Raw genomic sequence first — 26,625 nt, forward strand, 5'->3', positions numbered from 1 at the left:
ATCTGGTTGACTACTTCCTCTACATTTATTCTTTTAATCTTTGAACCCAGGTTTTAAGGCGTTATGGTTAGTTTGCCCAATAAATAGATCAGAAGCTGCTGATTATGCGCGGAAATTCGCGACAATACCTTCGCCAGAAACGCATCGCGGATTTGCACGCCGCGTTCGACCTCCGCTTTCCCTTTCGCGGAAATGGACACCCAAACGATCCGGCGGTCGTTTCCGTCCCGTTCGCGCTGAATCAAACCGTTTTTTTCCATCCGGTCGAGCAGCATCGTAACCGCCGCCGGGCTTGTCGCCAGGAGCGGCGTCAGGTCGGAAGGCTTCATCCGCTCGTTTTCGCCCAGCACTTCGAGCACGGCCAACTGAGCTTCGGTGAGCGCCGGAGCCAACTCGTTCTCCATATGCAGTTTATAATCTTTGCTTAGTTTGGACCATATTTTCGCAAATTCGGAAGTATGCACGGGTTATACCTTCCTTTCGCAAGCAATGTTTTACAGGATTAACTTTCGCGCATTTCGTGCCAATTCCTTCTGCAATTCCGAATTTTTTTAGAAAAACATCGTCCGACACCGTTCCCCAAAAGACGATTCACGGACGTTTCACCGCCTCAAAAAAGGCATCGTTCGCAATTGAGCGAAGATGCCTTTTTTCACGCTTTAACGCCGGGTTCGGACAGCATCCGATGTCACGTCGTTTCCTCGAATGCCAGCAGCGCCGAAATTTCATCTTTTTTCTCCAGGTGAACAAGCAGTTTTCCTGTCGATTTGCGTTCGGCGATCGGAGCCTGCTCCGAACTGAACGCATAACTTAAGCCGTCCCGCGTGATAGCCGTAATTTGCAGCGGCTGGCGGCAATAAAACGCTCCGGCAATGCGGCTGCCGTTCGGCTTCACGCGTTTGCCTTCCTTGAATTCGAACGTCGCCAGCCCTTTGCCTCCCCGGCTTTGCGGCTGGTAATCCGCGAGCAGGGAACGTTTGCCGTATCCGAGATCGGTCAAGGTCAGCACTTCGCCTTCGTCATCCTCAACCCACAACGCGGACACGACCTCGTCGCCGTCGCGAAGCTGGATGCCTTTCACGCCGGCGGAGACGCGGCCCATGGCGTTGACTTCCTGCTCCTTGAACCGGATGCTCATGCCTTCTTTGCTCACAAGCAAAATGTCTTTGCTACCGTCGCTCAGCGTGACGGAAATGACCTCGTCCTCCGCGCCGACCTTGCAGGCGGCAACCGCGCTTGAGCGATTAGTCATGTATTCTTTTAATTCCGTGCGTTTGACCTGCCCTTTTTTCGTGACGAACACCAGGGAGCGGTTCGGCTCCTCGAAATTCGTGACCGGAATGACGTCGACGATGACGTCTTCTTTGGACAACTGGATGACATTGACGATGGCGGTACCCGGGTCCTTCCATTTGAATTCCGGAATTTGGTGGACAGGCAGCAGGAAATATTGGCCTTTTTGCGTAAAGATGAGCAAATTGTCCAGCGTATTGATTTCGAACACCCTGGATATATAATCCCCTTCCTTCACGCCCGAGCTGCTGAGCTCCCCGCCGGACCGCGTAAAGGAAAGCATGCTTGTCCGCTTGATGTATCCGTCTTTAGACAACGTCACCAGCACATCCTCGGAGCTGACGATGACTTCAAGGTTGACCTTGATTTCCTCGACTTCCTCCTGAATGGCGCATCTGCGGTCAATGCCGTATTTGTCGCGGATTTCAAGCAGTTCCTTACGGATCAGCGCGATCAGCTTCTTGTCGCTTTCGAGGATGGACCGGTAATTGTCGATTTTTTTCAGCAAATCCTCAAGCTCTTTTTGCAGCGTCGTGATCTCCAGGTTCGTCAAACGGTACAGCTGCAGCGTCAGAATCGAATCCGCCTGCCGCTCCGTAAAGCCGAACATCCATTGCAGATTATTTTGGGCATCCTGGCGGTTTTTCGACGCTTTGATGGCGGCGATAACCTCGTCGAGAATGTTCAGCGCCTTCACGAGTCCTTCGAGCACGTGGGCCCGGTCTTCGGCTTTTTCCAATTCGAAGCGGGTACGGTTCGATACCACTTCGCGCTGGTGGGCGATATACGCCTCCAGCATCGCCTTCAGGCCAAGCTGCTGCGGCGCCTTGTTGACGATCGATACCATGTTGAAGTTGTACGTGACCTGAAGATCGGTCTTTTTCAGCAGATAAGCCAAAATGCCCTGGGCATCGGCCTCCTTTTTGATTTCGACCACGATCCGCAGACCGTCCCGTCCGCTTTCGTCGCGCACCTCGGCAATGCCTTCGATTTTTTTCTCCAGCCGGATATTTTCCATTTGGGTGACAAGGCGCGATTTTACGACCTGGTAAGGGATCTCCGTAATGACGATCTGCTGTTTGCCGCCGCGCAAAAATTCGATGTCGGCTTTGGAACGGAGATAAATCCGTCCTTTCCCCGTCCGGTAGGCCTCTTTGATTCCCTCTTCGCCCATGATCAGGCCGCCGGTCGGAAAATCGGGACCCTTGATAAAGGTCATGATTTCTTCCAGCTCGATTTCCGGTTTTTGCATCACCGCCACGCAGGCGTCGATGACTTCGCGCAAATTATGCGGCGGAATCTCCGTCGCAAATCCCGCGGAAATCCCGCTGACCCCGTTGACGAGCAGGTTCGGATAACGGGAAGGCAGCACGACGGGCTCCTTCGCGGAATTGTCGAAGTTGTCCTTGAACTGCACCGTCCGTTTGTCGATGTCCCGAAGCATCTCCATCGCGATCGGCGACAGGCGCGCTTCGGTGTAACGCATCGCCGCCGGCGGATCGTCGTCGATCGAACCCCAGTTGCCGTGCCCGTCGACGAGCACATGCCCCATTTTCCATGGCTGGGCCATGCGGACCATGCCGTCGTAGATGGAGGAGTCCCCGTGCGGATGGTAATTACCCATCACGTCGCCGACGGTTTTGGCGGATTTGCGGTATGCTTTGTCCGGCGTATTGCCGGATTCGTACATGGCGTACAAAATGCGCCGCTGCACGGGCTTAAGCCCGTCGCGGACGTCGGGAATGGCGCGGTCTTGAATGATATATTTGGAATACCGGCCGAAGCGGTCGCCGACGACCTCTTCGAGATAAGCCGGCAGAAACTGTTCTGATAAACTCATCGATTCACCTTCTATTCCTCGAACTCTCTAAAGTCGACATTTTCCACGATCCAGCGCTTGCGCGGGTCGATTTTGTCGCCCATCAGCGTGGATACGCGGCGCTCCGCCTTCGCCGCATCTTCGATCTGTACCTGCAGCAGCGTGCGCGTTTCCGGGTTCATCGTCGTCTCCCACAGCTGTTCGGGATTCATCTCGCCGAGTCCTTTGTAGCGCTGCAGCTCGTAATTTTTGCCGAATTCCTTCAAGTAGTTTTGCAGCTGCTCGTCGCTGTAGGCGTAACGGACCGTTTCCAGCTTGCCCGACTTCCGCGAAATTTTATACAGCGGAGGCTGGGCGATGTACACGCGGCCCTCGTCGATCAGCGGCTTCATGTAACGGTAAAAGAACGTCAGCAGCAGCACCTGGATGTGCGCGCCGTCCGTATCGGCGTCCGTCATGATGATGATTTTGGAGTAATTGCTGTCTTCGATTTCAAACTCGGTTCCGATTCCGGCTCCGATCGCATTGATGATCGTGCGGTATTCCTCGTTTTTCATGATATCGGCAAGTTTGGCTTTTTCGGGGTTGAGCGGTTTCCCCTTCAGCGGCAGGATCGCCTGAATTTTCGAATCGCGGCCCTGTTTGGCCGATCCGCCGGCGGAGTTTCCTTCGACGACGAACAGCTCGGTACGGGTAAAGTCCTTCGATTGGGCCGGACTCAGCTTGCCACCGAGGCTCGTTCCCTCGCTCCGTTTTTTCCCGCTCCGCATGTCGTCGCGGGCCTTGCGGGCCGCTTCACGCGCTTTGGAAGCCTGAATCGCTTTTTTGATGAGCGTCTGGGCCACCTGCGGGTTTTCCTCCAGGAAAATTTGCATTTTTTCGGTCACGATCGCGTCGACCGTGCTGCGCGCCGATGCGCTTCCCAGCTGGTCTTTCGTCTGACCGACGAATTCGACTTCGGCCATTTTGACGCTGATGACCGCCATCATGCCTTCGCGCAGGTCGTTGCCTTCAAGATTTTTGTCTTTTTCTTTGAGCATATGGTTTTTGCGCGCGTAATCGTTCATGATCCGCGTATATGCCGTCTTGAAACCGGTTTCGTGCGTTCCCCCGCCCCGCGTCGGGATCGAATTGACGAACGAAGCGAGCGTTTCGGTATATCCCGCGTTGTATTGGAGCGCAACCTCGACTTCAACGTCGTCCTTTTCGCCGTAAAAGTGAATGACGTCGTGCAGCACGTCTTTGCCTTCGTTCAAAAATTCGACGAACTGGCTTGCCCCGCCTTCGTAATAAAATTCGTCCATGCGGTCGGAGCGCTCGTCTTTAATGACGATGCGAAGCCCGGAATTCAGGAAGGCGATTTCCTGCAGGCGTTCCGCCAGCGTATCGTAGTTGAACTGGATTCCGCTTTGGAACACGCGAATGTCCGGCTTAAAGGTGACCTTGGTGCCGGTTTTGTTCGTGTTGCCGAGCACTTCGAGTCCCGTCACCGGTTCGCCGACATGCTCCTTGCCGTTTTTGTCCTGCCAGTATTCGAAACGCTGGCGGTGGATCTTGCCGTCGCGGTAGATTTCGACCTCGAGCCATTCGGAAAGCGCATTGGTCACCGAAGCCCCGACGCCGTGCAGGCCGCCCGATTTTTTGTATCCGCCTCCGCCGAATTTCCCTCCCGCGTGCAGGATGGTGAATACGACCTGCGGCGTAGGGATTCCCATTTTATGCATTCCGGTCGGAATGCCCCGTCCGTTATCCACGACGGTGATGGAACCGTCTTTATGCAAAGTAAGATCTATTCTCGTGCAGTATTTGGCCAAATGCTCATCGACGGCGTTATCCACGATTTCCCATACCAGATGATGAAGCCCCGATGAACTGGTGCTGCCAATATACATGCCTGGGCGTTTGCGAACCGCAACCAGGCCTTCGAGCACTTGAATGTCGTCTGCATCGTAACTGGCGCTGCCTGCTTCGTTGCTGCCCGGCGACTTTGCAAACATATCGATCTGCTCGACCATTCATGCTCCCCCTTTGTGTTTCTTTATGTAGGATATCATCCAAAATGCAAACAGATGTTTTGTTTTGTTATCCTTGTCCATTTTAATTCAAGATATCCCTTTTCGTAAAGACAAGGAATGAGATTACGATCGCGGCAATTGCCCAAACGGACAAAACCGCAAGCGAAAAAGCCAGGTTCATGCCTTCGATCGGAGCCGGCGTACCGGACAGGTAATCGGTCAGCTCCAGGTTGACCATAAACAAATATTTCGCGCTTTTCCAGGCCGAAGCCATGTTGGTCAGAATGGTTCCCGCGATCAGCGCGGCCATCATCACCACGATGCTTGCCGCCGTGCTCCGGACGAGCACCGACACCATGAACGCAAGCGATGCGACGACAAGGCTCACGAACCAGATCAATCCGCCTTCCATCAGCAAATATTGCCACTGCGGCACCGCGTGCACCGCGGACATGTCGACATCGGACCCTTGGATCCGAAAACCGGTGAAGACCGGAAAATCAAACCCTTTATATCCGAAAACCGCCCCGGAAATGAGATACGCGATGACAAAAGCGGACACGATGATCAGCGAAGAGAACATGTAAAGCGTGATCAGCTTGCTGAGCAGCACCTTCCACCTTTTGACCGGGCGGGTCAGCAACATTTTGATGGTGCCGCTCGTTCGTTCCCCCGATACTATATCGGATGCGATCGCCATAATGAGAAGAGGAATGAACAAAGTTATGGAATTTGCCATAAACTCGCGCGTAAACGTCACGCCGTTCGGTTCGTTCGGGTTCACGTCATGCTCCAAATAATATTGCAGCTGCTGCACGAAGATTTTCCTGAATTTCTTCCACTCGTCCGGCACCCGGTCGCTTCCGAGCGAATTTTCATTATCCGTGATTTGCTGCTGCACTTCAAGCCGCCAGTCGCCTTTGAATTTGTCCCGCGTTTGTTCGGCGGACCGCATTTGCGCATAGGTAAACACCGGGACCAGCACAAGCAAGATGAGCAAAATGACGTAAAAACGCTTCTTTTTGATGATTTTGATCGTTTCGTTTTTGATCAGGGGCAGCACGCTAATCAATACTCTCACCCTCCGTCATTTTCAGGAACAGCTGCTCGAGCGTCGGGTTGATTTTATGGACCCCGCGGACGCGGATGCCCATGGCGACGAGATGCGAAACCGTTCCGGAAATCAGTTCCTCTTCCATCGCCGTTACGACCGATTGTCCGCTCATCCCTGCGATGATCGCGTCGTCCAGCACCTGTTCAGCATGTTCGATGACCTCGATGCCTTCCCGCATCGCCAGTTCCCGTTTTCCGGCTTCAACAGGTTCCACGTCCCAAATGACGTATTTCGCGTTAGCGGCCACGAGCTCCCCGACTTCTCCAACCGCAAGCACCCGGCCGCGGCTGATGATGGCCACCCGGTCGCATAAAAGCTGGATTTCGCTGAGCAGGTGGCTGGATACGAAAACGGCCAGTCCGCCGTCCGCCAGCTCCCGGATAAATTGGCGCAGTTCCTTGATGCCCTTCGGATCGAGCCCGTTGGTCGGTTCGTCGAGGATGAGCAGCTTCGGCCTGCCGAGCAACGCTTGCGCAATGCCGAGCCTCTGCCGCATCCCGAGCGAATACGTTCTGACCTTGTCGTGGATCCGCTGGTCCAGCCGGACGATATCCACCACTTCCTGAATTCGTTGCTTGTCGATTCCCGGTTGCATGCGCGCAAAATGCTCCAGATTTTCCCATCCGGTCAAATACGTATAGACTTCCGGATTTTCAACGATCGAGCCGACGAAACGGAGCGCTTGTTCCTGCTGGCGGTTCACGTCGTAACCGCATACTTTGATGACTCCGCTGCTCGGTTTGATCAAATCCACCAGCATGCGGATCGTCGTCGTTTTTCCTGCCCCGTTCGGGCCCAAAAAACCGAAAATTTCGCCCTCCCGGACATCGAACGTCACGTCCTCGATGATCCATTTTTTTCCGATCCTTTTTTTGACGTGTTCGACCGATAAAACGATGGATTCCCTTTGGTCCGGACTGACCGTCATTGACATGTTCTCCCTCTCCTTTCTTCCGTATGCTTGATTAGCGGATGGCCTGAACGATCCGGACGGCGATTTGCTGGTACCCGTCACCGTTCGGATGAAAATGATCCGACGCCAAATACCGGTCCAAATGCTGCTGGAAAATGTCGAAGGTCGGCACAAGCGTCATATTGCCGTTTTTATTGATCGTGTCGAGGGCCGCTTCATTCCATTTTGCAACGGCCTGATTTCCCGGGACCTGAAGCTCCTCGATATCCCCGAACGGATTATACAATCCGACGTACACGATCATGGCGTCCGGATTAATCGCGCGGATGCGTTCCAAAATCGTTTTCAGCTGCGTCGATGCTTTCGGCAGTCCTTTCAACAGGTCCTCCGGATCGAGCTCCTGCCCCTTGGCAGTCGTCGACGTTCCGGAAATGCCTTTGGACGCAAGGTCCGCTCCCTGGAATAGATCGTTCCCTCCGATGGATAGGAGGATGACGTCGGCTTCTCCAAGCACGTACTTCGTCCCCCGTTCTTCAAGCTTCGGCAGGAGCCCCGTCGTCGTCAGGCCGTTAATGCCCAAATTGTTCAGGAGCGTCGCTTTCCTGCCGGCAGCCGTCAGCTCCCGGATCGTTCGCCGCGCAAACCCCATCCCGGAGTTGTCGCCCGTGCCTTTTGCAAGCGAATCGCCGATGACCGCAAATTTCAGTTCCTTATTGGCTGCCGGGGTTGCCGGACCCGTTTCCTTATCCGGGGTTGCGACTTTGGCGGGCCGATCTTTTGCGGCCTGCGGATTCTGAATGTCCTTTACCGCATACACAAAGCCTGCCAACAGGAGCAGCGTGGAAAATACGGATAAAATACTGACGCTGCGCCAAATCCATTTCGATGATTTCAAAACCGATCCCTCCATGTCGACGTCATGCGATTCGTCATTTTTCCGGCAATACATATGTACATAAACATAAATCTTCTAGGATCAATTTGCAAATCCGACGGTCGTTTTGCACCGTTTTCATTTCGCCTTGAAACCATGATTCGATGCAAAAACGGGCTGGCGTTCCATCCGTTTTTCAAATAAAAAAAGCCCGTTCCATCAGGAAACGGACTTTTTCTTCAAACCGCAAGCTTACGATATATAATATTAGAATTAGTTCGCGATAAATTCTTGCACCCAGTACCCGTTGTAGTAAGCCACGCCGATCGTCGTGTAGTTGCTGTTCAAAATGTTGGCGCGGTGTCCTTCGCTGTTCATCCAGGCGTTCATGACATCTGCAGGGGTTTTTTGGCCCTTAGCGATGTTTTCGCCCGCATAGCTGAAAGAAATGCCATATTTTTTCATCATGTCGAACGGAGAGCCGTACGTCGGGGAATTGTGGTCGAAGTAGTTGTTGTTGCTCATGTCCTTCGCTTTATCCATCGCCATATTGGACAATTTTGCATTTTCCGTCAGCGGCTTCAAGCCCGCTTTGGCGCGTTCCTGGTTGACCAGCTTGACCACTTCGGCAGTATAAGCCGATGGGTTCGAAGACGTTCCGGTCGACGGTTTGGACGTTTCCGGCTTGGATGGTGCAGGCTTCGACGGTGCAGGCTTGGAAGGCTGCGGCTTGGACGTTTCCGGCTTCGAAGGCGTCGGTTTCGAAGATGCCGGCGTTGTCGGCTGCGGGTTCGTTGCCTGGCCAGCGCCCGGGAATTGGAATTGATATTTGAATACGTAAGCACCACCGTTGTTTTGCAGCCATTTCTCCACATAGCTTTGCAGATCCTGCAGGTTTTGGAAGCCGCTTGGCGCCGGTACGGAATTTTGCTGGGCAGACGCTGCCGATGCCGGACCTGCTCCAATCAGACCCACCGCCAAAACGGCGGCACATGCCGTGCTGACCAATGTTTTCATCACTTTATTGTTCTTCATGGATACATCTCCTTCTCATGGTGTTGTTGCTCGAACCGATCCATTCCGGTTACAAAGTTGTCATTTCTTACTCCCACATTGTAACATGTTTGTATTCCTTGTGTAGGCCTCAAATATTGGAAGTGAATTTCCAGAAATCCGATTCCAGGCTTGATACGAAAAGCGGGGGGCTTTGACGCTACCGGGGTTTATGTCGAATTTCGGCGAAACAAAGTCCGTATGCCTCGCCGAAGCTCCAAACGGCAACGGGAGTGAGCCTCCCTAAGTTTTTTTCAGCCCCTGACTCCGGCAGGAATTCGCGGGCAAACGACAAAAAAGCCCGTCCCGAAACGGGACGAGCGTATCATCATGTATAGTGAATTAGTTCAGTTTTCTCACGAATTGATATCCGATTTTTTCGAAACCGATATGTTCATAAAATGCATGCGCCGGTGCTCTTTCCACCCGATTGCCGCTCACCAGGAAAAGCGTTTGGCTTCCTTGCTTTTTGCCCCACTCTTCCGCGCTGCGGATCAGCCTTTTGCCGATGCCTTGACCGCGGTGTTCCTTGGCCACGATCAGAGCCGACACCTGCGTCGCCGTCTCGTTTCTCGCAAAGGACTTCACCTGATTCAGCGCAACCATGCCGATGACCTTGCCGTCAAGTTCAGCAACCATTGTGCAAAGCTTCGGATTGCTCTCGGAAGCTTCGATCCGCTCGCGCATCACGTTAATGGTCGTCGGATAATTCAGTTCCCGCATCAAAGCCACGACGGCTTCGAGGTCGCTGTCGCAATTCGAGAAACGTATTTGCAGGGCGGGTGCCAGAATGTTACTGTTCATGATCATATTCCTCCACTTTTAAAAGACTGGCGGCATGTTTCGCCGTATTCCGTGCTTTCTGAAGATCCCCATCAGCGCTTAAGGCGACAGCCATTCTTCGGCCGGCTCTCGTCTCAGGCTTGCCGAACACCCGGACTTGGGTCCGCGGCAGGCTGAGCGCTTCCTCTATGCCTCCAACAGTAAAATTCGTACTTGCGTCGTCCGCTTTCAAAGTTGCCGAAGCACCCGGCGTCAGCAATTCGACCGACGGGATCGGAAGTCCGAGAATCGCTCTGACGTGCAGGGCAAATTCCGATAAATCCTGGGTGATCATCGTCACCATCCCGGTATCATGCGGACGTGGCGAAACTTCGCTGAATATGATTCCATCTTTCGTAACAAACAACTCGACTCCGAAAACGCCATAACCGCCCAATTCGTCGGTGATGGCTTTCGCGATGAGCTCCGCTTCCTTCAATTGATCCGGGCTGAGCTCATGAGGCTGCCAGGATTCAACATAGTCGCCGTCTTTCTGAATGTGGCCGATCGGTTTGCAAAAGGTGGTGCCGCTTACAGAGCGTACGGTCAGCAGCGTGATTTCGCTTTCGAACGAAACAAACGATTCGACGATGACGCGGCTGTTTTTGGCGCGTCCGCCTTCCATGGCGGCGTTCCAGCATGCTTCAACATCATCCTCCGTACGGCACACGCTTTGGCCTTTGCCGGATGAGCTCATGATCGGCTTGACCACGCATGGCGTTCCCAAAACGGCAACTGCTTTCTTCAGCTCCTCCAAACTATCGGCAAAACGGTAATCCGCAACCTTCAGGCTAAGCTTCTCGGCGGCCAGACGGCGGATGCCTTCGCGGTCCATCGTCAGGCGCGCGGCCCGTGCCGTCGGAACGACGCGGTACCCTTCTTCCTCCAGCTCAAGCAGTGCCTCGGTTGCGATTGCTTCTATTTCAGGTACAATCAGATCCGGTTTTTCCTGATGAATCATCTGTTTCAGGGAATCGGCATCGAGCATATCAATCACATGGGACCTATGCGCGACCTGCATGGCGGGCGCATGTTCGTATCGGTCCACGGCAATGGTTTCCACGCCCAGTCTCTGGGCTTCCAGTACTACTTCTTTCCCCAATTCGCCGCTGCCCAGCAGCAGCATTTTCTTGGCATGTGCAGAAAAAGGAGCACCCCACACCACTTCCCTATTCCCCCCTACTAGTGTATACCACATCTGTATACCTCAATCACTATTTTCGGGGTTTAGGAGAAAGATTGCAAGAGTGCTCCGACATTTTCCTCTAATGTTCACAAACTTTCCTCATTTTTAGGCCTTAAGGCTGTCGAATCAGTGAGGAAGTTCATTGATTTTACAGAAGTTTGTTGTGAAATGTTCCAAATCGTTTCCGGATCAAACGAATTTAAACTGGGCTTCGATCAGGCCGTGGTACGTTCCGCGCTGACGCATCAGCTCGGCATGGTTGCCCTCTTCCTTGATCTCCCCGTGATCCAGCACGACGATTTTGTCGGCGTGGCGGATCGTCGACAGACGGTGCGCCACGATAAACGAAGTCCGGCCTTCCAGCAGCACCTTCAGCGCCTCCTGAATTTTCAGCTCCGTTTCCGTATCGATGCTCGCCGTCGCTTCGTCCAAAATGAGAATCCGCGGATCGGCCAAAAGGGCGCGCGCGAAGGATAGCAGCTGGCGCTGACCCATCGACAGCATGTTGCCGCGCTCCTCGACCTCCGTATCGTAGCCGCCCGGCAATTTTTCGATGAATTCGTGGGCGTTGACGGCTTTCGCCACCGCTTCGATTTCTTCGTCGGTCGCATCCAATCGTCCAAACCGGATATTGTCGCGGATCGTGCCGGAGAAAATAAACGTATCCTGAAGGACGATGCCGATCTGGCTGCGCAGCGTTTCCAGCTTCACGTCGCGGATATCCATGCCGTCGATCGTGATTTTCCCGCCGGAAATGTCGTAGAACCGGCTGAGCAAGTTGATGATCGTGCTTTTGCCTGAACCTGTATGCCCGACGAGCGCGATCGTTTGGCCGGCTTTGACGTCCAGGTTGATCCCTTTCAGCGCCTGACGGCCTTTGACGTATTCGAACACGACGTTGTCCAGCCTGATGTCGCCTTTGATTTTCGGCATCGGCACGGCGTCCGGCTTATCGTCGATGCTCGGCTTCTCGTCGATGAACTCGAAGATCCGCTCGGAAGAAGCCATCGCCACCAGCAGCTGATTGTACATTTGGCCGAGACGGTTGATCGGCTCCCAGAAGCTGCCGACGTAACTCGAAAAGGCGACGAGAAGGCCGACGGTCAACTGGTCATGCTGGATCAAATAAGCGCCGAACCAGAACAGGATCAGCGTACCGATCCCGCCCGTAATTTCGATCAGCGGCCCGAAACCTTGGTTGAGGGCGGAAGCCCGGTCCCAAGATTTTTTGCTGTCCATGTTCATTTTGTCAAAGAACTTGATGTTTTCCTGCTCCTGCGTAAACGCTTGGGTCACGCGGATTCCTTGGATCGATTCGTTCAAGTGGGAGTTGATCCGCGAGTTTTTCATCCGCACGTCCTGCCAAGCCCGGCGGATTTTGATCCGCAGCTTGGTCGATATGAAAAACATGATCGGCACGGTCAAAATGACCGCCAGCCCCAGCTTCCAGTTGATCAGAAGCAAAATGACGACGATGCCCATCAGCTGCACGCAGTCGATCATCAGGTTGACGACGCCGTTCGTAAACAGCTCCTGCAGCGAGTTGACGTCATTCGTGACGCGCACGAGCACCGATCCCGCCGGACGTTTATCGAAAAAGTTGAACGACAGCTTCTGGATATGCTTGAACAAATCGCTCCGCAGATCATATATGACGCGTTGTCCGATAATATTCGTAAATTTGATGCGGAACGTGCTCGCCAGCCACTGAATAATATAAAGCACAAGGACGCATGCCGTAATCGTATAAAGCCAGGTCAAGCTCGGGGAGCTGCCGTCCGTCGGCGCGATCGCCTTGTCGATCGCCATACTCGTCAAATACGGAACCGTCAGCTTCGTCACCGTGCCGAGGACCATCATCAGAATGACCAGCGGCAGCAGCTGTTTGGCATAAGGTTTCATGTAGGAAAACAATCTCGTCAACTGCGACCAGTTAAACGGTTTTTCGATGACTTCGTCGTCCTGGTACACGAAGCGTTCCCCGGTTTTGCCGGAGGCGTTGCCCTTCGCTTTGCCCGCTTCTTGATGCGAACGCTTCTCTGCGTTAAAAGCCGTACTCATGAGCTCACCTGCTCTCCTGCATCCCCATTCATCCGGGCAATGTGGTCTGCATATTGTATATGGTATACGTCCTGGTATGGGCCAGGAACCGCAATCAATTCATCGTGTCTGCCCCGCTGCACGACTTTGCCTTCATCCAAAACGAGGATCTCGTCGGCATGACGGAGCGAGGAAATCCGGTGCGCGATAATAAACGTGGTCCGTCCCTTCATGACCTCCTGGAATCCCGCCTGGATCTCGTGTTCGGTTTCCATGTCGACGGCGCTTGTCGCATCGTCCAGGATCAGAATCTTCGGATTTTTGAGCAGGGCGCGCGCGATCGCGATCCGCTGCTTCTGCCCGCCGGACAAGCCCATTCCCCGTTCCCCGACGATCGTGTCGTAGCCTTCGGCCATTTCCATGATAAAGTCATGGGCTTTGGCGAGCTTCGCCGCCCGGATGATCTCGTCCATCGATACGTCCTTCATGCCGTATGCGATGTTGTTGCGGATGCTGGAGGAAAACAGGAACGTTTCCTGGAACACGGATGCCACTTGGCTCCGCAGGCTGTGCACTTGAATATCGTTAATGTTGACGCCGTCCAGCTTGATGCTGCCGCTGTCCACGTTGTAGGCATGCATCAGCAGCTGAATGATGGTCGATTTGCCGGAGCCGGTTCCGCCAAGCAGGCCGATGACCGTTCCCGGAGGCGCATCGAGATTGATGTCCTTGATCGCCGGAAGCTTGTTCCCGTAAGCGAAGGTGACGTTTTCAAAAGTGACGTGCCCCTTGACGTCCTCCGCGCGCAGCGCGATGGCGCCTTCCTTATCCTTCACGTCGATCGGCTGGTTCAACAGCTCCATGACGCGTTCCCCGGAAGCTTCCGACTGCGTGTAGTTGTTGATCAAATAACCGATGTTCCACATCGGGCCGATAATGTACCAGATCAAGCTGAAAAACGCGACCAGGCTCCCGAGCGTCAGCGATTCGCGGATGACCATCGAGCCGCCGACCCCAAGGAGGATGACGACGCAGATGCAGGCCAAAAGCTCCATTAACGGAAAATAGCTGCTCCACAAACCGGATGCAAAGATCTGGTTGTTTTTGTACCGCTCGTTGCGGATGGAGAACTTATCCACCTCATGAGGCTCGCGCGCAAAAGATTTCACGGTTCTGACGCCCGTGATGTTCTCCTGCACCGACGTGGTCAGCGCGCTGAGCGCAAGGCGCATTTCCTGGAAAGCCGGATGAATTTTGTTTTCGAACTTCAGCGCCACGATCACCAGAAACGGAATGCTGATCATCGTGATGAGCGTCAGCTGCCAGCTGATGGACAGCATGACGACGGCGCCGAAAACCACCATCAGAATCGTATTCAAAATTTGCGGAATGCCGAAGGCGATAAACTGGCGAATCGCTTCGAGATCCCCGGTCAGACGGGACATCAGGTCCCCCGTTCTGGCCTTGTCGTAATAACGGAAAGACAAAACCTGGAGTTTCTCGTAACAGCCGTTCCGCAAACGGTAAGCCAAATAATTCCCCATTCTTCCGCCGAAGAAACCGCTTAAAAATTGCATTAGCGCTTTCAAAGACACGACCGCGATGACGGTCAGCGCAAGCGCGGGGACTTTCTCAAAATGCTGCTCCTGGATGGCATCGTCAATCAGCGTGCGGAGCAGGTTCGGGGTTACAAGCCCGAGTGCAGTAGCTATGGCGAGGCAGAGTATAGATAAATATAAAAAACTTCTCTTCTCCCAAAAAAAGCTCTGCATTTGCCTGAGAACATTCATGGTTCTCCTCCTTCATATCATCTCAAAACTTGATCGCTTCACGTTCCGGATTGCATCCATCCGGCGAAACGCCGTCCTTGGAATCCAGCCCCCGCGGGAAGCCGTTTCGATCTATCGGAATGCGTGCCCATTCGCCTATCCCGATATCCTTCAAAGCGGATCCTGCCGACCGAACGGCGATTTCAGGCCGTTTCCCCTCGTTTTTGCATTTTTTCCCGGAAGTGACGTCGAATATTTTGAAGTTTATCACCCTCTTCCAAAGGCGGCAAAGAGGATAACCGGGCATATTCTCGCTGCATTGGCAATCAATGGTCATTACCTCGGCTTAATCCTGAATTACTTATCAAATCATTGAAAATCCTCGCGTTCTCTGCCGAACCCAACAAGAAGATCATTCCAGCTGGCAAAAGCTTTCCAAAAAGCGAAATACCGCGGTTAACCATTGGGCCATCCGTTCCCGAAACGGTCTCTTTCCTTTCGAAAAATGCGTTTCAACCGTGTAAGGTTCGTCTTTATGATCCCCCGCTAAAAAACACGAAAAAGGAAGCGCCTGACGATGACGCTTCCTTTTTCTCCCGCCGGATTTGCCGGTCATATATGGATGGTTTTTTCCATTTCCTCCAGCTGGGCCGCCAAGCGGTCCCAAACTTCAGGCTGCTCCCCGGAAGCCAAGGATGCGTTAGCAGCCTCCAGCGCTTCATTCAGCTGTTCCCGCAGCCTTTGCGCTTGCCTGGACTGAGCAGCGGCCGCCAATTTGCCGTAGAACTCCACGAGGATTTCCTGCTTTTGGGCGGCTTCCGTGCTTAAAGCTTCTTTGATCACGGGTTCGATGGCGTTTTTCAGCTTCTCCCGGCCGCCCCCTTCGAAGAAATGTTTAGGCGACTTGAAGAGCGGCCAGTAGGCGTTCCAATCCACGAAATGAACCGCCCCCGATTCCTCCCACTGCGGAGAAGCCCATTCCGATTCCTCCGGCGGCGTCAGCATCATCGCGGCGTCGTATTCCCGAATGTCGTTTATCGCTTCTTCCGCAGCGGTCCGCAGCACCGCCTTGCCTTTGTTCTCCAGGCGCAGCGTCGTCGCCCACAGCTCCTGCTCCAGCTCGCGGACGATGGTCCGTTCGAGCTCGCGCCCGCAGCCTTCGAAAATCCGTTTCAACTGGCCGGCATCTTCCCGGAGGACCGACGGATGGAAAGCTTCGGCGAAAAACTCGCCGAGACCGAAACCGATCCGCTGCCTGACATGGAAAAGCAGCTCCAGCGTCTCCTGCTCCATATCGCCGGAAAGATCCTGCCCGGCAAAAGATTCGATCCGCTTCAGGGCAAGCCGGCCGACCTCCTGCAGCTGCAGGCGGCGCCGTTCGCGCGCCCCTTCGTCCTGGCGGGCCAACCCGGCCCACTCGGCGACCCGCCGGCGCACGGCCGAAATCTCCTGCAGGCTGCCGGCCAAAGACAGCTTCGGCAGCTCTTCGCCGGCAAATGCGCCAAGCGCGTTTTCGAAAGCTTCAAAGGCCGATTCCGCATACAGCCTTTGGTCTCCCGCCAGTTTGCCTTCCAGCGCCTTCATGCTGGATACCGGGTAAATATGCGGAAGCCGGATGCCCCGCGCTTTCAGATTGCCCTCGACATGTTTGACGACCTGCTCCAGCTCCTCTTCCGAGGACGCAAGGTCCGAGGCGTTGACGATAAAGAACATTTTATCGAGCGCAAAGCTATCCTTCACCCTGCCGAGCTGGGCCAGAAACTGGCGGTCGCCTTTGGAGAAGGCATGGTTGTAATACGTCACGAAAACGATGGCGTCCGCATGTTTCATGTATTGGAACGTGACGCCCGTATGCCGGGCATGAAGCGAATCGGCGCCCGGCGTATCCACGAGCACGATTCCCTGCTCCGTCAGCGGGCAGCTGTAATATAAATCGATCCGCTCGACGAAACAGGAGCGCGTCTCGTCGGCGACAAAGGTTTTGTAGCGATCCAAATCCACGGTCTGCACCGTGCCGAGCAGCGCCCGGGTCTCCTCCCAGCCTGCCGCCGCCGCTTTCAGGAACCCGTAATGCGGCAGCCCGGCCGGATGGATCCCTTCCGGCTGAAGCCCTTCGACGGCCTGGATCCAGCCTTCCTCCGGCGGCGTTCCGAGCTGCAGCACGGAGAAGGAATATTCCAGGTCTTCCCGGAATGCGGCCGGCGATTTCATCGTCACCTGGGCGGTGCCGTGCTCAAAGCCGTCCTGCGGGGCGAGGATGCGGTTGATCGCCGCTGTCGTCGGATGCGGCGATACCGGCAGCACGCGTTCGCCGAGCAGGGCGTTGGCGAACGACGATTTCCCGGCGCTGAACGCTCCGAACAGCGCCATCGTAAAGGAGCCGCCGGCCAGCGCCTCGGCCCGGCTCTTCAGCCCCCGCGCGGCGGAAGCGAGCGCGGGATAACGCGCAAGCAGCGCCGCCGCGTCCTGCAGGCGGGCTGCTGCGGCGTCCAGCCGCTGGCGGCGGCCGAAGGCCGCGCCGCCAAGCGGCTCCGCCCCGCGTAGCGGGGCGGCGGCGGGCGCGGTCTCCCGCGCGCCCGCGTCCATGCCCTGCGGCTGCGCAGCCGCAGGGGCAGGGGCGCTCACCTCCGGCAGGAAGCCGCGGGTGAGCGTGACGCGCGCCGGCAGCAGCGCCTCGGCGGCTGCCGCGCGCGCCGCGATGTCCCGCTCCAGCTCCTGATAGCGGGACATCGCGGCGGACTTCTCCAGCAGCGCGTTCAGGTCGCGGATCACGCGCTGCTGCTGCTCTTTGGCGGATGCCGCCACATCCGCCAGCACGTCCTCCGCCGCGTTCACCGCGGCGCGGCGGTACATGCCCTTGATGTCTGCCGACAGCATCCGGCAGTAATTCAAAACATATTCGCCGGACATGACCGCATCCGGCTTCACCGAACTCTCCAGCATGCCCTCGCCGATCTCGGGCATCGTCTCCTGCAGCTTTGCCTGCAGCCCTTCCGTCCAGACATTCAGCGATTTGCTCCACTGCTTCAGCAGCTCCAGCAAATGCCACTCGATCTGGGCCGATGTCTGCTCCCGCAGCGCCGCCGCGAACTTGCGCAGCCGCTCCTGCTTCTCCTGCTCCGTCCTGGCGCCGCTGAAAAAGAGCCCTTTCTTGAAGCCGGCCTTCCGGCTTTCCAAAAACGCGCCGGCCAGGTCCCGCAGCTCCGCAGGGGTAATGTTGGCATTGTCGAGCAGCGAATCGACCTGTTTGCGAATGTGCTCGCGCTCCGTTTGCGGCAGCTCCTTCAGCCGCTCCAGCTCTTTGCGGTAGCCGGCGATTTCCGCCTCCAGCTTCGCCGCCGCTTCGGCGCCGCCCATTTCCTCCAGCAGCCGCTCCTTCGTTTCCTCAAGCGAATCCGCATATTTCTTTACATGCTGCTCGGCGATATGGCGAGCGGAGCAATCCAGGCTGTAGCTTAGGATCGGTTCCCGCTTTTCGATCAACCGTACGACCAGTTCCTTGATCTGCTTCCATTGGTTGTACGGATGCTCCGGTTCCTTCAGCGACGTAAACAGCAGGCTCACATAATGGACCTGCCAGCGTTTGAACGCAGCCTCCACTTCGGCCCGATAGCTTTCAAAAGACAGCTCTCTTTCGCGGTGTTTATCGATTTGGTTCACGACAAGATACAGCGGTTTGCCCCAATCGGACAAGCTTTTTGCGAAAGCGAGGTTATTTTCCGACTGCACATGGTTGTAATCCATGACGTACAGCACCGTATCCGCCAGATGCAGCGCCGAATGCGTCGCCTTCTGGTGGCTGTCGTCCGTCGAATCCACCCCGGGCGTATCCATAAGCACGCCGCGCTCGCCCAGCAGCGGAATCCGGTCCCACACCTCGACGGAGGAATACGAGCCGCCATTGGTGCAGTATGCGTATAATTCGTCCAGGGAAACCGTTTGTGGTTCGGATGTTTGCCCTGCCCTATTCGCAGCGGCTGCCGGATAAATCAAGGCTTTCGGCTCGCCGTTGCGGATCGAAACGACGTTGGCGCTCGTCGGAACCGGGCTCGACGGCAGCACCTTTTTGCCGCATAAGGAGTTGATCAGACTGGACTTGCCGGCGGAAAAATGGCCGCAAAACGCGATCGTCATCTCCCCTGCCGCAGCTTTTCGTATCAAATCGCTTACCCATTGGGCCGACTGGCGGTCTCCCCAGCCGTCCAATGTTTGCTGCAAATCCTGCAAAGACTCCGTATGAGATTGAATGGTCGGACTCGATGTCGACATACTGCCTTTCTCCCCTTAGCTCTGTCAGTGACTCCGGAATGATCCTGTTGATCCGTTTCCAGATTCCTCAAATAGTTACATTTTAACATTTCGGCAGCGGAATGAGAAACATTTTTCGCCGGGAGCCCCCCCTTTTTGGGCGGCGACGGGCAAAAAAATAAAACCGAAAATTCCTTTCGGTTTTATGGTATCAAGCCATTGATTCAATTGTGCGCCGCTAACCTTAAGCGTTGGCGTTTTCGATTTCCGGAACGAGAATTTCGAATACTTTGCCATGCTGCAAAATGGTCGTGCCGCGGGACTTGTCCTTCATGACGACAACCTCGGGCTTCACCGACATGCGGTCCAAATAATGCTCCGGAACGTCGCCGGAGTGGCTGACGGTCACGCCCTCGAATTCTTTTTCTTCGTTTTCGGCCAGCTCGGTCTCCATCACTTGGTCCATAATATCGGAAAACAGTTCAAAATTGTCTGTATACACTGAGATGCATTTCATGTATAATCCCATCCTTCTCCATCTTTGTAGGTCCTATCCTTTATTGCTATTTCTTATCTTTTCTGATTTGGGACGTCTTCATACGTTTTTTCCCTTCGCGGCATACGTCAAGCAGCGGGCAGACCTGGCATTTCGGGTTTTGGGCTTTGCAGTGGTAACGGCCGAAAAAAATGAGCCGGTGATGCGTCAGCGTCCACTCTTCGCGCGGCACCTGCTTCATCAGCTTTTTTTCCACTTCCAGCACCGAATCCTTCCAATTGGCCAGTGCCAACCGTTTCGAGACCCGCTCCACATGCGTGTCCACCGCGATGGCCGGAACGCCAAACGCGTTCGAAACCACGACGTTGGCGGTTTTGCGGCCCACTCCCGGCAGTTTGACCAATTCGTCGTGTTCGCTGGGAACCTCGCCGCCGTATTGCTCCATTAACAGCATGCATAAATTGCGGATATGTTTCGCCTTATTCCGGTAGAGTCCGATTCTGCGGATGTCCTGCTCCAGCTCCTCCAGCGGAACGGCAACGTAATCTTCGGGGGACTTGTACTTTTGAAACAAATCCTTCGTGACCTTGTTTACCGTCTCATCGGTGCATTGCGCCGACAACAGCACGGCGATCGTCAATTCGAAAGCGTTGCTGTGGTTTAATTCACAATGAGCGTCGGGAAACATTTCGCCGATCGTATCCAGTATATGTCGTACCGTGGCTGCCTTCATCGCTTTTGTACCTCCTGCAAAAAAAACGTCTTGATACGGGTAAGACTCCCCGTATCAAGACGGTGTATCTCATGACCATTCCCAAAGCATACTATTGTTTCTGTATTTCGACAATCGTTCCATTGCTTAAATACAAAACAATATTATCATTTTCTTTCAGGGATTGCACGGTTAATGTGGTATCTCCCTGATGGATGTATGCAGCCGGAGAAAGCGGGAATTGGTTTACGTCATTGACATTTTGGCGTTTCACATATATTTCCTTCGCATAACTGTCATATTTCCAAAATGCTTTGGTGGCTACGGAAAGCACTTTGACGACCGAATTTCCGTCCGCATCCTTGCGCACCTCGACGCGGTTGCCCGCCGAAACGTTGGTGATGCTCAGCGCGCTACCGGCATCGTTCATGATTTTGGAGGAGCTGTCCAGCTTGAACGTTTCCGTCGTTCCGCCATACGTTTTGACCGTAATGCTTGGCGCAGTCGACGAATTGACCGCGGTCACCTCGCCGGTAGTCAGCTTCACCAGCTGAACGGATGCCGGTTCCGTGCCGTTGAAGGTCACGTTCAGCAGTTGTCCTGCACGCAGATCCTGAACCGTGATTGCCTGCCCGTTTTCGTCCTTCAGCGCGGTTTTGTCCACATAGAACTGGCTGGTTACGCCGTCTTTTTTAACCGTTACGCGGGAGTTGGCATAATCCACGCCGAGAAGCTCGAATTGCACGTTCGTTTTGACTTGAATGGTCTGGATCGCGTCCTGGGTCGCATTCAGCACGGCCGCAATGTCGGTGCCGACTTTAACGTCGGAGAGCGAACCGCTGTTTTTTCCGTATACCGAAACGACCGGATTGTTGAACGGCAGCGTGATGCTTTGGCCGTCCGCCCCGAGCAGCGTCAGCTTTTTGGTCGTCAAGTTCAAAGAGGATACTTTGCCTTCATATTGGTAAATGACGTCGATCGAAAGCGCCCGGTTCGACAGGTACGTGATATTGACCTTCCGGCCGTTCGTCAGGTATGGCGCAATGCCGTCCAGCGTAGGTTCGGACGCGTTGTAAGACAATTTGGTTTTTTCGTCAAGCGTTACGACATAAGGCTTTTTATTGGCATCCATCAGCGTCAGCACTCTGGATTTCGGTTCGTATTGAACGACCGTCGCCCCTTTTTTCTGTTCCATTTGGCGGTTCAGAACCTGGATTTTCGTTACCTGATCCTGCGGATTCAGCGTAATTTCCACCTGATCGCCGTTCGTCTCGTCCGCGTTCAAATCGCTGAGCGTCGGCGCGGCGATTCCGCTGATGAAAATCTCCGGTTTTTCGGCAAGCAGCTTCACTTCAAGCTGTCCGCCGTCGCGTTTGTAGGTGATCGTGGCATTGTTCGCGCCGACTTCATACAACGTGCCGCGGATCGTTCTTTCCACGCTCTGCGTCACTTCCACCGTTTCGAGCACATTGTTCTTCACGGTGTATTTGATCACCGCGCCGTTTTTCAGCTCGGATGGGGACAGCAGCTGATTTTGGTATTTGACGACCAGGCTGTCGTCCCAAGTGTAGCTCTCCAGGTCGCCGGACGCATTTTTAATGACCAGGGATTTGGTCGCCGTATCCACGCTCTGCAGCGTGCCGGTTCCGTTTTTGTTGACGACGCCGGATTTCACCTGAACGATGACAGGTTTTTTCGCCGACGTGAACGTCTCTTGGCGGATGACGATTTTGCTGCCGACGACGAGGGCCGAAGGATCGATTTTGGCGCCGTTTTGATCCAGGAACGCCGTGCTCTCGTCATACGTGAATGGTTTGAAGGTGCTGTTCGTTTCCAGCCACAAAATGTTGCCCGGGGAAAGCTTCTGGAACGTGCCCTCTACGCTTTCGAGCTGCTCTTTGGCATCGGTCACCTCTACGTAAGCCGCCTTCGATCCGCTGCCGATGACCAGCACTTTCGTGTACGGCTTCAGGTCGGCAAAGCTGATTTTGCTTTCGGAAGCGCTCGTGAAGTACATGGTGGAATTGTCCAATGCATATGTACGGATGGCCCCATCGACGTACAGGTCCAGCTTGTTGCTGCTGAGCCCGGTAACGACGCCTTCCGCCGTGTTGGCATATTTCACGTCGTTATAAGCTTCCGCCCGGCTGAAAAACGTTGCGAGCTGGGCGCGGGTGACGGAGCCTTGAGGATCAAAGCGGTTGCCTTCCACGCCGTTGGTCAGCCCAAGCTCCAAAGCCGCGTTGACGAAACCTCTTTTGGCTGCGGAAATTTTGCCGTTGTCCGCGAAATTGGTCGCTTTGCTCGCAAGCGCCGCCGCTTGGCTTTCTTTGCCCAACGCACGGATCAAAACCTCGGTGATCCATTCGCGGCTTGCCTTGCGTTCGCCCCAGGTCTGTTTGGAGTCGGAAGCCGCGTTTTCGCTCGTTTTATCCAGCAAGTTTTGCTGAATGGCTAGCGCGACGTACGGTTTGAAATAATTGTTGACCTGCATGTTCGACGGCAGCGCCACCGAGGCGTTTTTGTCGACTTTGCCTTCGAGCCCCGCAAAGCGGATCGCCATCGTGACCGCTTCCTGCTGCGTGACGTTGTCATTGGGGCGGAAAAGTCCGTTGTTGCCCAGGAGAATGCTTTGGGAAGCCAGCTTATAAATATGTTTTTCGGCCCAGTATCCGCTTTTGACGTCTTTGAACAGCGCGCTCGCCGCAGTGGATTGGGCTGCCGTATTGTTGGACGCGTTGTCGGCGAACACCGCCGTTCCGGAACCCATGACCATCATGCCTGCGATGACGGCCGAAACTACTTTTTTAGAATGAGATGATGAATTGCTGCGCCGTTTGACCATTCTTTACTTTTCCCCTTTCGAAATGACGGTCGTACCGCTACCGGTATAACCCTGAAAATAACAAGAAAAGAACTAAAGAGATTGCGCTCCCGCCCAGGCTTCTGTCCGAAACCCGGCCGCTCCCGGAGCGCAAACTTTAGTTCAATTCATATAAGAAAACCGTCTATCATCGTATCGTGAGCATCTTCAACGAAGACAGACTGCATTCAGCGGAATTTTTTCTTGCGATCATCGGCTTGTCCGGCTTCGCAGAAGCGGTTGCGCATTCCGATGATCTTCAAAAAAATCGCGACGTTTTATGCTATTCGACAAGAAGAACGCATTCTCCTGCTTTTATCCGAATATTTTCAATGTCTTGTCAACGGATGTTCCAAATCGACGTGGCCCATCAGGCTCTCCACCTTGGCTCCGTCCACCAAAAGCTCCACGGATTTGACTTCGTCAAACTGGAACATTGTTTTGGTGAGCGCATCCAGGGCGAATTGTTCGCCGCCGGCTCCGAGCCTAGCTTCATCCGGCATATGAACGTCCATGGTGATTTGCCCGTCTTTAAAGTCAAGCTTTTTCAGTTCGATTTTCCCCCAAAGCGGAATCAGGTCGGCGTTGCCGCTCGACTGCAGCGCTTTGTAAGCTTCCGCGTATTTGTCGGCTTCGTCCTTATAGCTGATTTCTTTCCGGGATTTTTTCAAATCGAGCTCTTCCGGATCCGTGTAATACACGTCGATCGTTTCTTTTTTGGCCGTCGACTCCGGCGGCTTTTGCGATGAAACCTCTTTGCCCGGAGAAACGTTCCCTTGGGACGTTTCTTTGCCCGCGTCGCTTCCGCTTCCGTTTCCTTCGGTCTTCGGTTCGCTGACGCTCTCGCCGCCGCTTCCCGTCGTTTGCTGCTGCTGATCGCCCGGAACGGTCTCCTGTTGTTGTTGTCCGCTTTCCGGTGCGGATGTCGGCTTTTGGCCGCAGCCGGCCGAGGCGACCATCACCAAAGCCAAAATGCCTGCACACCAAATTTTTCTGCTCATTCTGTACCGCCTCCTAAAAAGGGACATTCATTATTGAACACCCAAATATTCTTTGATTCCATCTGCAATTCCTTGGGCAACACGCTGCTGGAAGCTTTCCGAAAAGAGGGCGGCTTCGTCGTTTTTGTTGCTCAAATATCCTACTTCAAGCAAAACGGCCGGCATTTTCGTTTCGCGGATGACATGGAAATTGCCGTAACGTACGCCGCGGTCCTTCAAGCCGGTGGCTTGTACCAAATGCTTGTGCATCACGTTCGCAAGCGATTTGCTGGCTTCCCGCTGGTAGTAGGTCTCGCTGCCGGTTGCCGCCGAGGAACCCGCGCTGTTCGCGTGGATCGATACGAACACGTCCGCTTTCAAGTCGTTGGCGATTTTCGCGCGTTCTTTCAGTTCAAGGAACGTATCGTCGCTCCGGGTCAAGACCACTTCGAAGTTCGAATCCTGCTCCAAAATTTTGCCGACCTTCAAGGCCATCGCCAAATTAAAGTCCTTCTCCTTTTTGCCTGTCACGCCCGTCGTTCCCGGGTCATGATCGCCGTGTCCGGCATCGATGACGACGATCTTTTTGCCGCTTGTGCCGGGTTTGGACGGCGTTCCACTGTCTGATGTGTTCAAATCGACGATGTATAAACCGTTGTCGTTCGTCAGCTTATAATTTTTGGCATAATTCAAATCGATAACGATCCGGACGGTTGAAGGATTGCTGTTGTATAACGAATATCTGACCTTTGAAACATCGGGATAACCTTTGACGTCCAGGGAGCCCGTTTTGTTCTGGTCCAGGGACGCGCTGCTGAACGTGTCCGAAAATCCCGTATTTTCGAGATCGACGACGATGCGGTCCGGCCCGCTCATTTTAAAGTCGTTCACTTTCGCTTTCCCGGTAACGGCGATCATCAGCCGGTTGTCGCTGAAGCTGATGCCGTCAACCTGCGCGGCGGCTCCGCTGCCGGCATCCGGATTCGTTCCGTTCCCGGCGCCGGTTCCCGCATCCCCGTTTCCGCTCCCGAAATTCGGGGTATATAAGTTTACGATCTTTTTCTGATTGTCCCAATATACCGTGAGACCCATTTCTTCGCTGACGAAGCGGATCGGCACGATCACCGTATCCGTGCGTAAAATGGGGGCGATATTCATGGACGTTTTTTTGCCGTCCACTTCGGCCGTTTTTTGGCCGACGACCAGCTTCATGACTTTGGAATCTTTTTGTATGGTTACCGTGCGCGTCTTTTTTTCCCATGCGACGTCAAACCCCAGATTCTCTCCGACGACACGTAATGGAATCATAATATTGCCATTTACATTTTCCACTTTTGCATTTCCCGACAGACTCAGTTCTTTGTCGTCCAGAACAATTTTGGCACTTCCCGCCGCAGCCTGTCCATTGTGAGGAAACGCCAAAATGAAGACAAAGAGGAGCACTGCCATAAAACCAAATTTTTTCATCCTTCACCCTTCCATTCTTAAATTTTTGTCGTTAGCTCTGACGTTTCGGCTTTGGCTATCCTTCGACATCACCAGACATAAGTTAGACGTCGGAAGCTGCGAAAAGTTGCGAATATATTCCTCTTTATGCAAAACTTTATCTATGGCTTAAGGTAGACAAATCGATGCTTTTGTGCGTCTTCCGCAGAACTGTTTAAGCATAAACAAAAAGACCGCCGTATGGGCCTGGGCCTCAACTGACGGTCTTCGTTTCGTGTCGTGTTTGCGGATTAGTTCCCGTTTCTTTTGATCGGATGGTCCAGATCCATATGCCCCATCAGGCTTTCGAGCTTTTGCCCGTCCACGAGCAGCTCGATCGATTCCACCTCTTTGAATTGGAACATGGTTTTGGTCAGCGCATCCAGGGCAAACTGTTCGCCGCCGGCGCCAAGGCGGGCTTCATCCGGCATATGAACATCAAGCGTTACCATGCCTTCCTTGAACTCCAGCGATTTCAGCTCCATTTTGCCCCACAGCGGGATCAAATCGGCGTCCCCGCTTTCCTGCAGCGCCTTAAAAGCCGCTTTGTATTTATCGTTATCCTGGCCGAACTCGATTTCCTTTTCGCTTTTTTTCAGTTCAAGCTCCTGCGGGTCCGTATAATAGACATCGATCGTCTGCTTCTGAACCGACGGTTCCTCCGGCTTTTGCGGCTGCTTGTCCGGCTTGTCCGGCTGCTTGTCCGGCTCGTCCGGCTTATCGGTCTGGTTCGGGGCCGTTTCCTTCCCTTCCTGTCCGTTCCCTGTCTGTTCAGGTTCGGTCGGATCGGTTGGATCGGGCTGGGCCGCGTTGACGGACGTATCGCCGGGCTGCTGCGTGGTGTCCTGCGCCGCAGGCGCTGCCGCCGGTTTTTGGCCGCAGCCTGCTCCCGCCACCATGACAAGGGCCAAAAGCGCCGCGCTTAATAGCTTTTTATTCACTT

Annotated in this window: 18 protein-coding genes; all 18 read right to left on the bottom strand. The window is 54.3% G+C overall.

Annotated features, from left to right (window positions below; genetic code table 11):
- Positions 1-53: 53 nt before the first annotated feature.
- Positions 54-464 carry a MarR family winged helix-turn-helix transcriptional regulator gene (locus AC27KL_RS04565; RefSeq protein WP_036708097.1) on the bottom strand — a complete coding sequence of 137 codons (411 nt, stop codon included), beginning with the start codon at positions 462-464 and terminating at the stop codon, positions 54-56.
- A 224-nt stretch (positions 465-688) separates the two neighbouring features.
- Complete coding sequence (gyrA, locus tag AC27KL_RS04570) at positions 689-3,133, bottom strand: DNA gyrase subunit A (RefSeq protein WP_339324416.1); 2,445 nt, start codon at positions 3,131-3,133, stop codon at positions 689-691.
- An 11-nt stretch (positions 3,134-3,144) separates the two neighbouring features.
- Positions 3,145-5,127, bottom strand: coding sequence for a DNA topoisomerase IV subunit B (gene parE, locus AC27KL_RS04575; protein WP_487169001.1), 1,983 nt, complete (start codon positions 5,125-5,127; stop codon positions 3,145-3,147).
- Between the two features lie 82 nt (positions 5,128-5,209).
- The gene (locus AC27KL_RS04580; RefSeq protein ID WP_339325107.1) at positions 5,210-6,199 is read right to left on the bottom strand and encodes an ABC transporter permease; all 990 of its coding nucleotides are present in this window, start codon (positions 6,197-6,199) and stop codon (positions 5,210-5,212) included.
- On the bottom strand, positions 6,192-7,175 hold the full coding sequence (locus tag AC27KL_RS04585) for an ABC transporter ATP-binding protein (RefSeq protein ID WP_487169002.1): 984 nt from the start codon (positions 7,173-7,175) through the stop codon (positions 6,192-6,194). The genes AC27KL_RS04580 and AC27KL_RS04585 overlap by 8 nt, the downstream gene beginning before the upstream one ends.
- Positions 7,176-7,206: 31 nt before the next feature.
- Positions 7,207-8,049 carry a GDSL-type esterase/lipase family protein gene (locus AC27KL_RS04590; RefSeq protein WP_487169003.1) on the bottom strand — a complete coding sequence of 281 codons (843 nt, stop codon included), beginning with the start codon at positions 8,047-8,049 and terminating at the stop codon, positions 7,207-7,209.
- Between the two features lie 252 nt (positions 8,050-8,301).
- Entirely contained in the window at positions 8,302-9,063 is a 762-nt protein-coding gene (locus AC27KL_RS04595) for a CAP domain-containing protein (protein WP_487169004.1), read from the bottom strand.
- A 360-nt stretch (positions 9,064-9,423) separates the two neighbouring features.
- On the bottom strand, positions 9,424-9,885 hold the full coding sequence (locus AC27KL_RS04600; protein WP_339324411.1) for a GNAT family N-acetyltransferase: 462 nt from the start codon (positions 9,883-9,885) through the stop codon (positions 9,424-9,426).
- Positions 9,875-11,065 carry a formate-dependent phosphoribosylglycinamide formyltransferase gene (gene purT / locus AC27KL_RS04605; protein WP_487169143.1) on the bottom strand — a complete coding sequence of 397 codons (1,191 nt, stop codon included), beginning with the start codon at positions 11,063-11,065 and terminating at the stop codon, positions 9,875-9,877. Before purT ends, AC27KL_RS04600 begins: the two co-directional genes overlap by 11 nt.
- Positions 11,066-11,278: 213 nt before the next feature.
- Positions 11,279-13,150: an ABC transporter ATP-binding protein gene (locus AC27KL_RS04610; protein ID WP_339324410.1), complete on the bottom strand. Its 1,872-nt coding sequence runs from the start codon at positions 13,148-13,150 to the stop codon at positions 11,279-11,281.
- Positions 13,147-14,919 carry an ABC transporter ATP-binding protein gene (locus tag AC27KL_RS04615; RefSeq protein WP_339324409.1) on the bottom strand — a complete coding sequence of 591 codons (1,773 nt, stop codon included), beginning with the start codon at positions 14,917-14,919 and terminating at the stop codon, positions 13,147-13,149. The genes AC27KL_RS04610 and AC27KL_RS04615 overlap by 4 nt, the downstream gene beginning before the upstream one ends.
- A gap of 591 nt (positions 14,920-15,510) precedes the next feature.
- Complete coding sequence (locus AC27KL_RS04620) at positions 15,511-19,167, bottom strand: dynamin family protein (RefSeq protein ID WP_487169005.1); 3,657 nt, start codon at positions 19,165-19,167, stop codon at positions 15,511-15,513.
- A 223-nt stretch (positions 19,168-19,390) separates the two neighbouring features.
- Positions 19,391-19,663 (bottom strand): hypothetical protein, encoded by a 273-nt coding sequence (locus AC27KL_RS04625; RefSeq protein WP_036715558.1) that lies wholly within the window; start codon positions 19,661-19,663, stop codon positions 19,391-19,393.
- Between the two features lie 46 nt (positions 19,664-19,709).
- Complete coding sequence (gene nth, locus AC27KL_RS04630; protein WP_036715557.1) at positions 19,710-20,375, bottom strand: endonuclease III; 666 nt, start codon at positions 20,373-20,375, stop codon at positions 19,710-19,712.
- A 91-nt stretch (positions 20,376-20,466) separates the two neighbouring features.
- A complete protein-coding gene (locus AC27KL_RS04635) occupies positions 20,467-23,199 on the bottom strand; it encodes an S-layer homology domain-containing protein (RefSeq protein WP_487169006.1) in 2,733 nt (910 codons plus the stop codon).
- Positions 23,200-23,546: 347 nt separating this feature from the next.
- A complete protein-coding gene (locus AC27KL_RS04640; protein WP_339324406.1) occupies positions 23,547-24,218 on the bottom strand; it encodes a GerMN domain-containing protein in 672 nt (223 codons plus the stop codon).
- 30 nt (positions 24,219-24,248) lie between these two features.
- Positions 24,249-25,664: an N-acetylmuramoyl-L-alanine amidase family protein gene (locus tag AC27KL_RS04645; RefSeq protein WP_339324405.1), complete on the bottom strand. Its 1,416-nt coding sequence runs from the start codon at positions 25,662-25,664 to the stop codon at positions 24,249-24,251.
- A gap of 269 nt (positions 25,665-25,933) precedes the next feature.
- Positions 25,934-26,623, bottom strand: coding sequence for a GerMN domain-containing protein (locus tag AC27KL_RS04650; protein WP_487169007.1), 690 nt, complete (start codon positions 26,621-26,623; stop codon positions 25,934-25,936).
- Between the last annotated feature and the right edge of the window lie 2 nt (positions 26,624-26,625).

The sequence above is a fragment of the Paenibacillus sp. YAE3 genome (assembly GCF_057546105.1).

Bases quoted from the DNA above. Each gene is read 5' to 3' on its own strand.
- AC27KL_RS04620 (WP_487169005.1), bottom strand. From the start codon at position 19,167: ATGTCGACATCGAGTCCGACCATTCAATCTCATACGGAGTCTTTGCAG.
- AC27KL_RS04640 (WP_339324406.1), bottom strand. From the start codon at position 24,218: ATGAGCAGAAAAATTTGGTGTGCAGGCATTTTGGCTTTGGTGATGGTC.
- AC27KL_RS04645 (WP_339324405.1), bottom strand. From the start codon at position 25,664: ATGAAAAAATTTGGTTTTATGGCAGTGCTCCTCTTTGTCTTCATTTTG.
- parE (WP_487169001.1), bottom strand. From the start codon at position 5,127: ATGGTCGAGCAGATCGATATGTTTGCAAAGTCGCCGGGCAGCAACGAA.
- AC27KL_RS04635 (WP_487169006.1), bottom strand. From the start codon at position 23,199: ATGGTCAAACGGCGCAGCAATTCATCATCTCATTCTAAAAAAGTAGTT.
- gyrA (WP_339324416.1), bottom strand. From the start codon at position 3,133: ATGAGTTTATCAGAACAGTTTCTGCCGGCTTATCTCGAAGAGGTCGTC.
- AC27KL_RS04625 (WP_036715558.1), bottom strand. From the start codon at position 19,663: ATGAAATGCATCTCAGTGTATACAGACAATTTTGAACTGTTTTCCGAT.
- AC27KL_RS04600 (WP_339324411.1), bottom strand. From the start codon at position 9,885: ATGAACAGTAACATTCTGGCACCCGCCCTGCAAATACGTTTCTCGAAT.
- AC27KL_RS04595 (WP_487169004.1), bottom strand. From the start codon at position 9,063: ATGAAGAACAATAAAGTGATGAAAACATTGGTCAGCACGGCATGTGCC.
- nth (WP_036715557.1), bottom strand. From the start codon at position 20,375: ATGAAGGCAGCCACGGTACGACATATACTGGATACGATCGGCGAAATG.
- AC27KL_RS04585 (WP_487169002.1), bottom strand. From the start codon at position 7,175: ATGTCAATGACGGTCAGTCCGGACCAAAGGGAATCCATCGTTTTATCG.
- AC27KL_RS04610 (WP_339324410.1), bottom strand. From the start codon at position 13,150: ATGAGTACGGCTTTTAACGCAGAGAAGCGTTCGCATCAAGAAGCGGGC.
- AC27KL_RS04615 (WP_339324409.1), bottom strand. From the start codon at position 14,919: ATGAATGTTCTCAGGCAAATGCAGAGCTTTTTTTGGGAGAAGAGAAGT.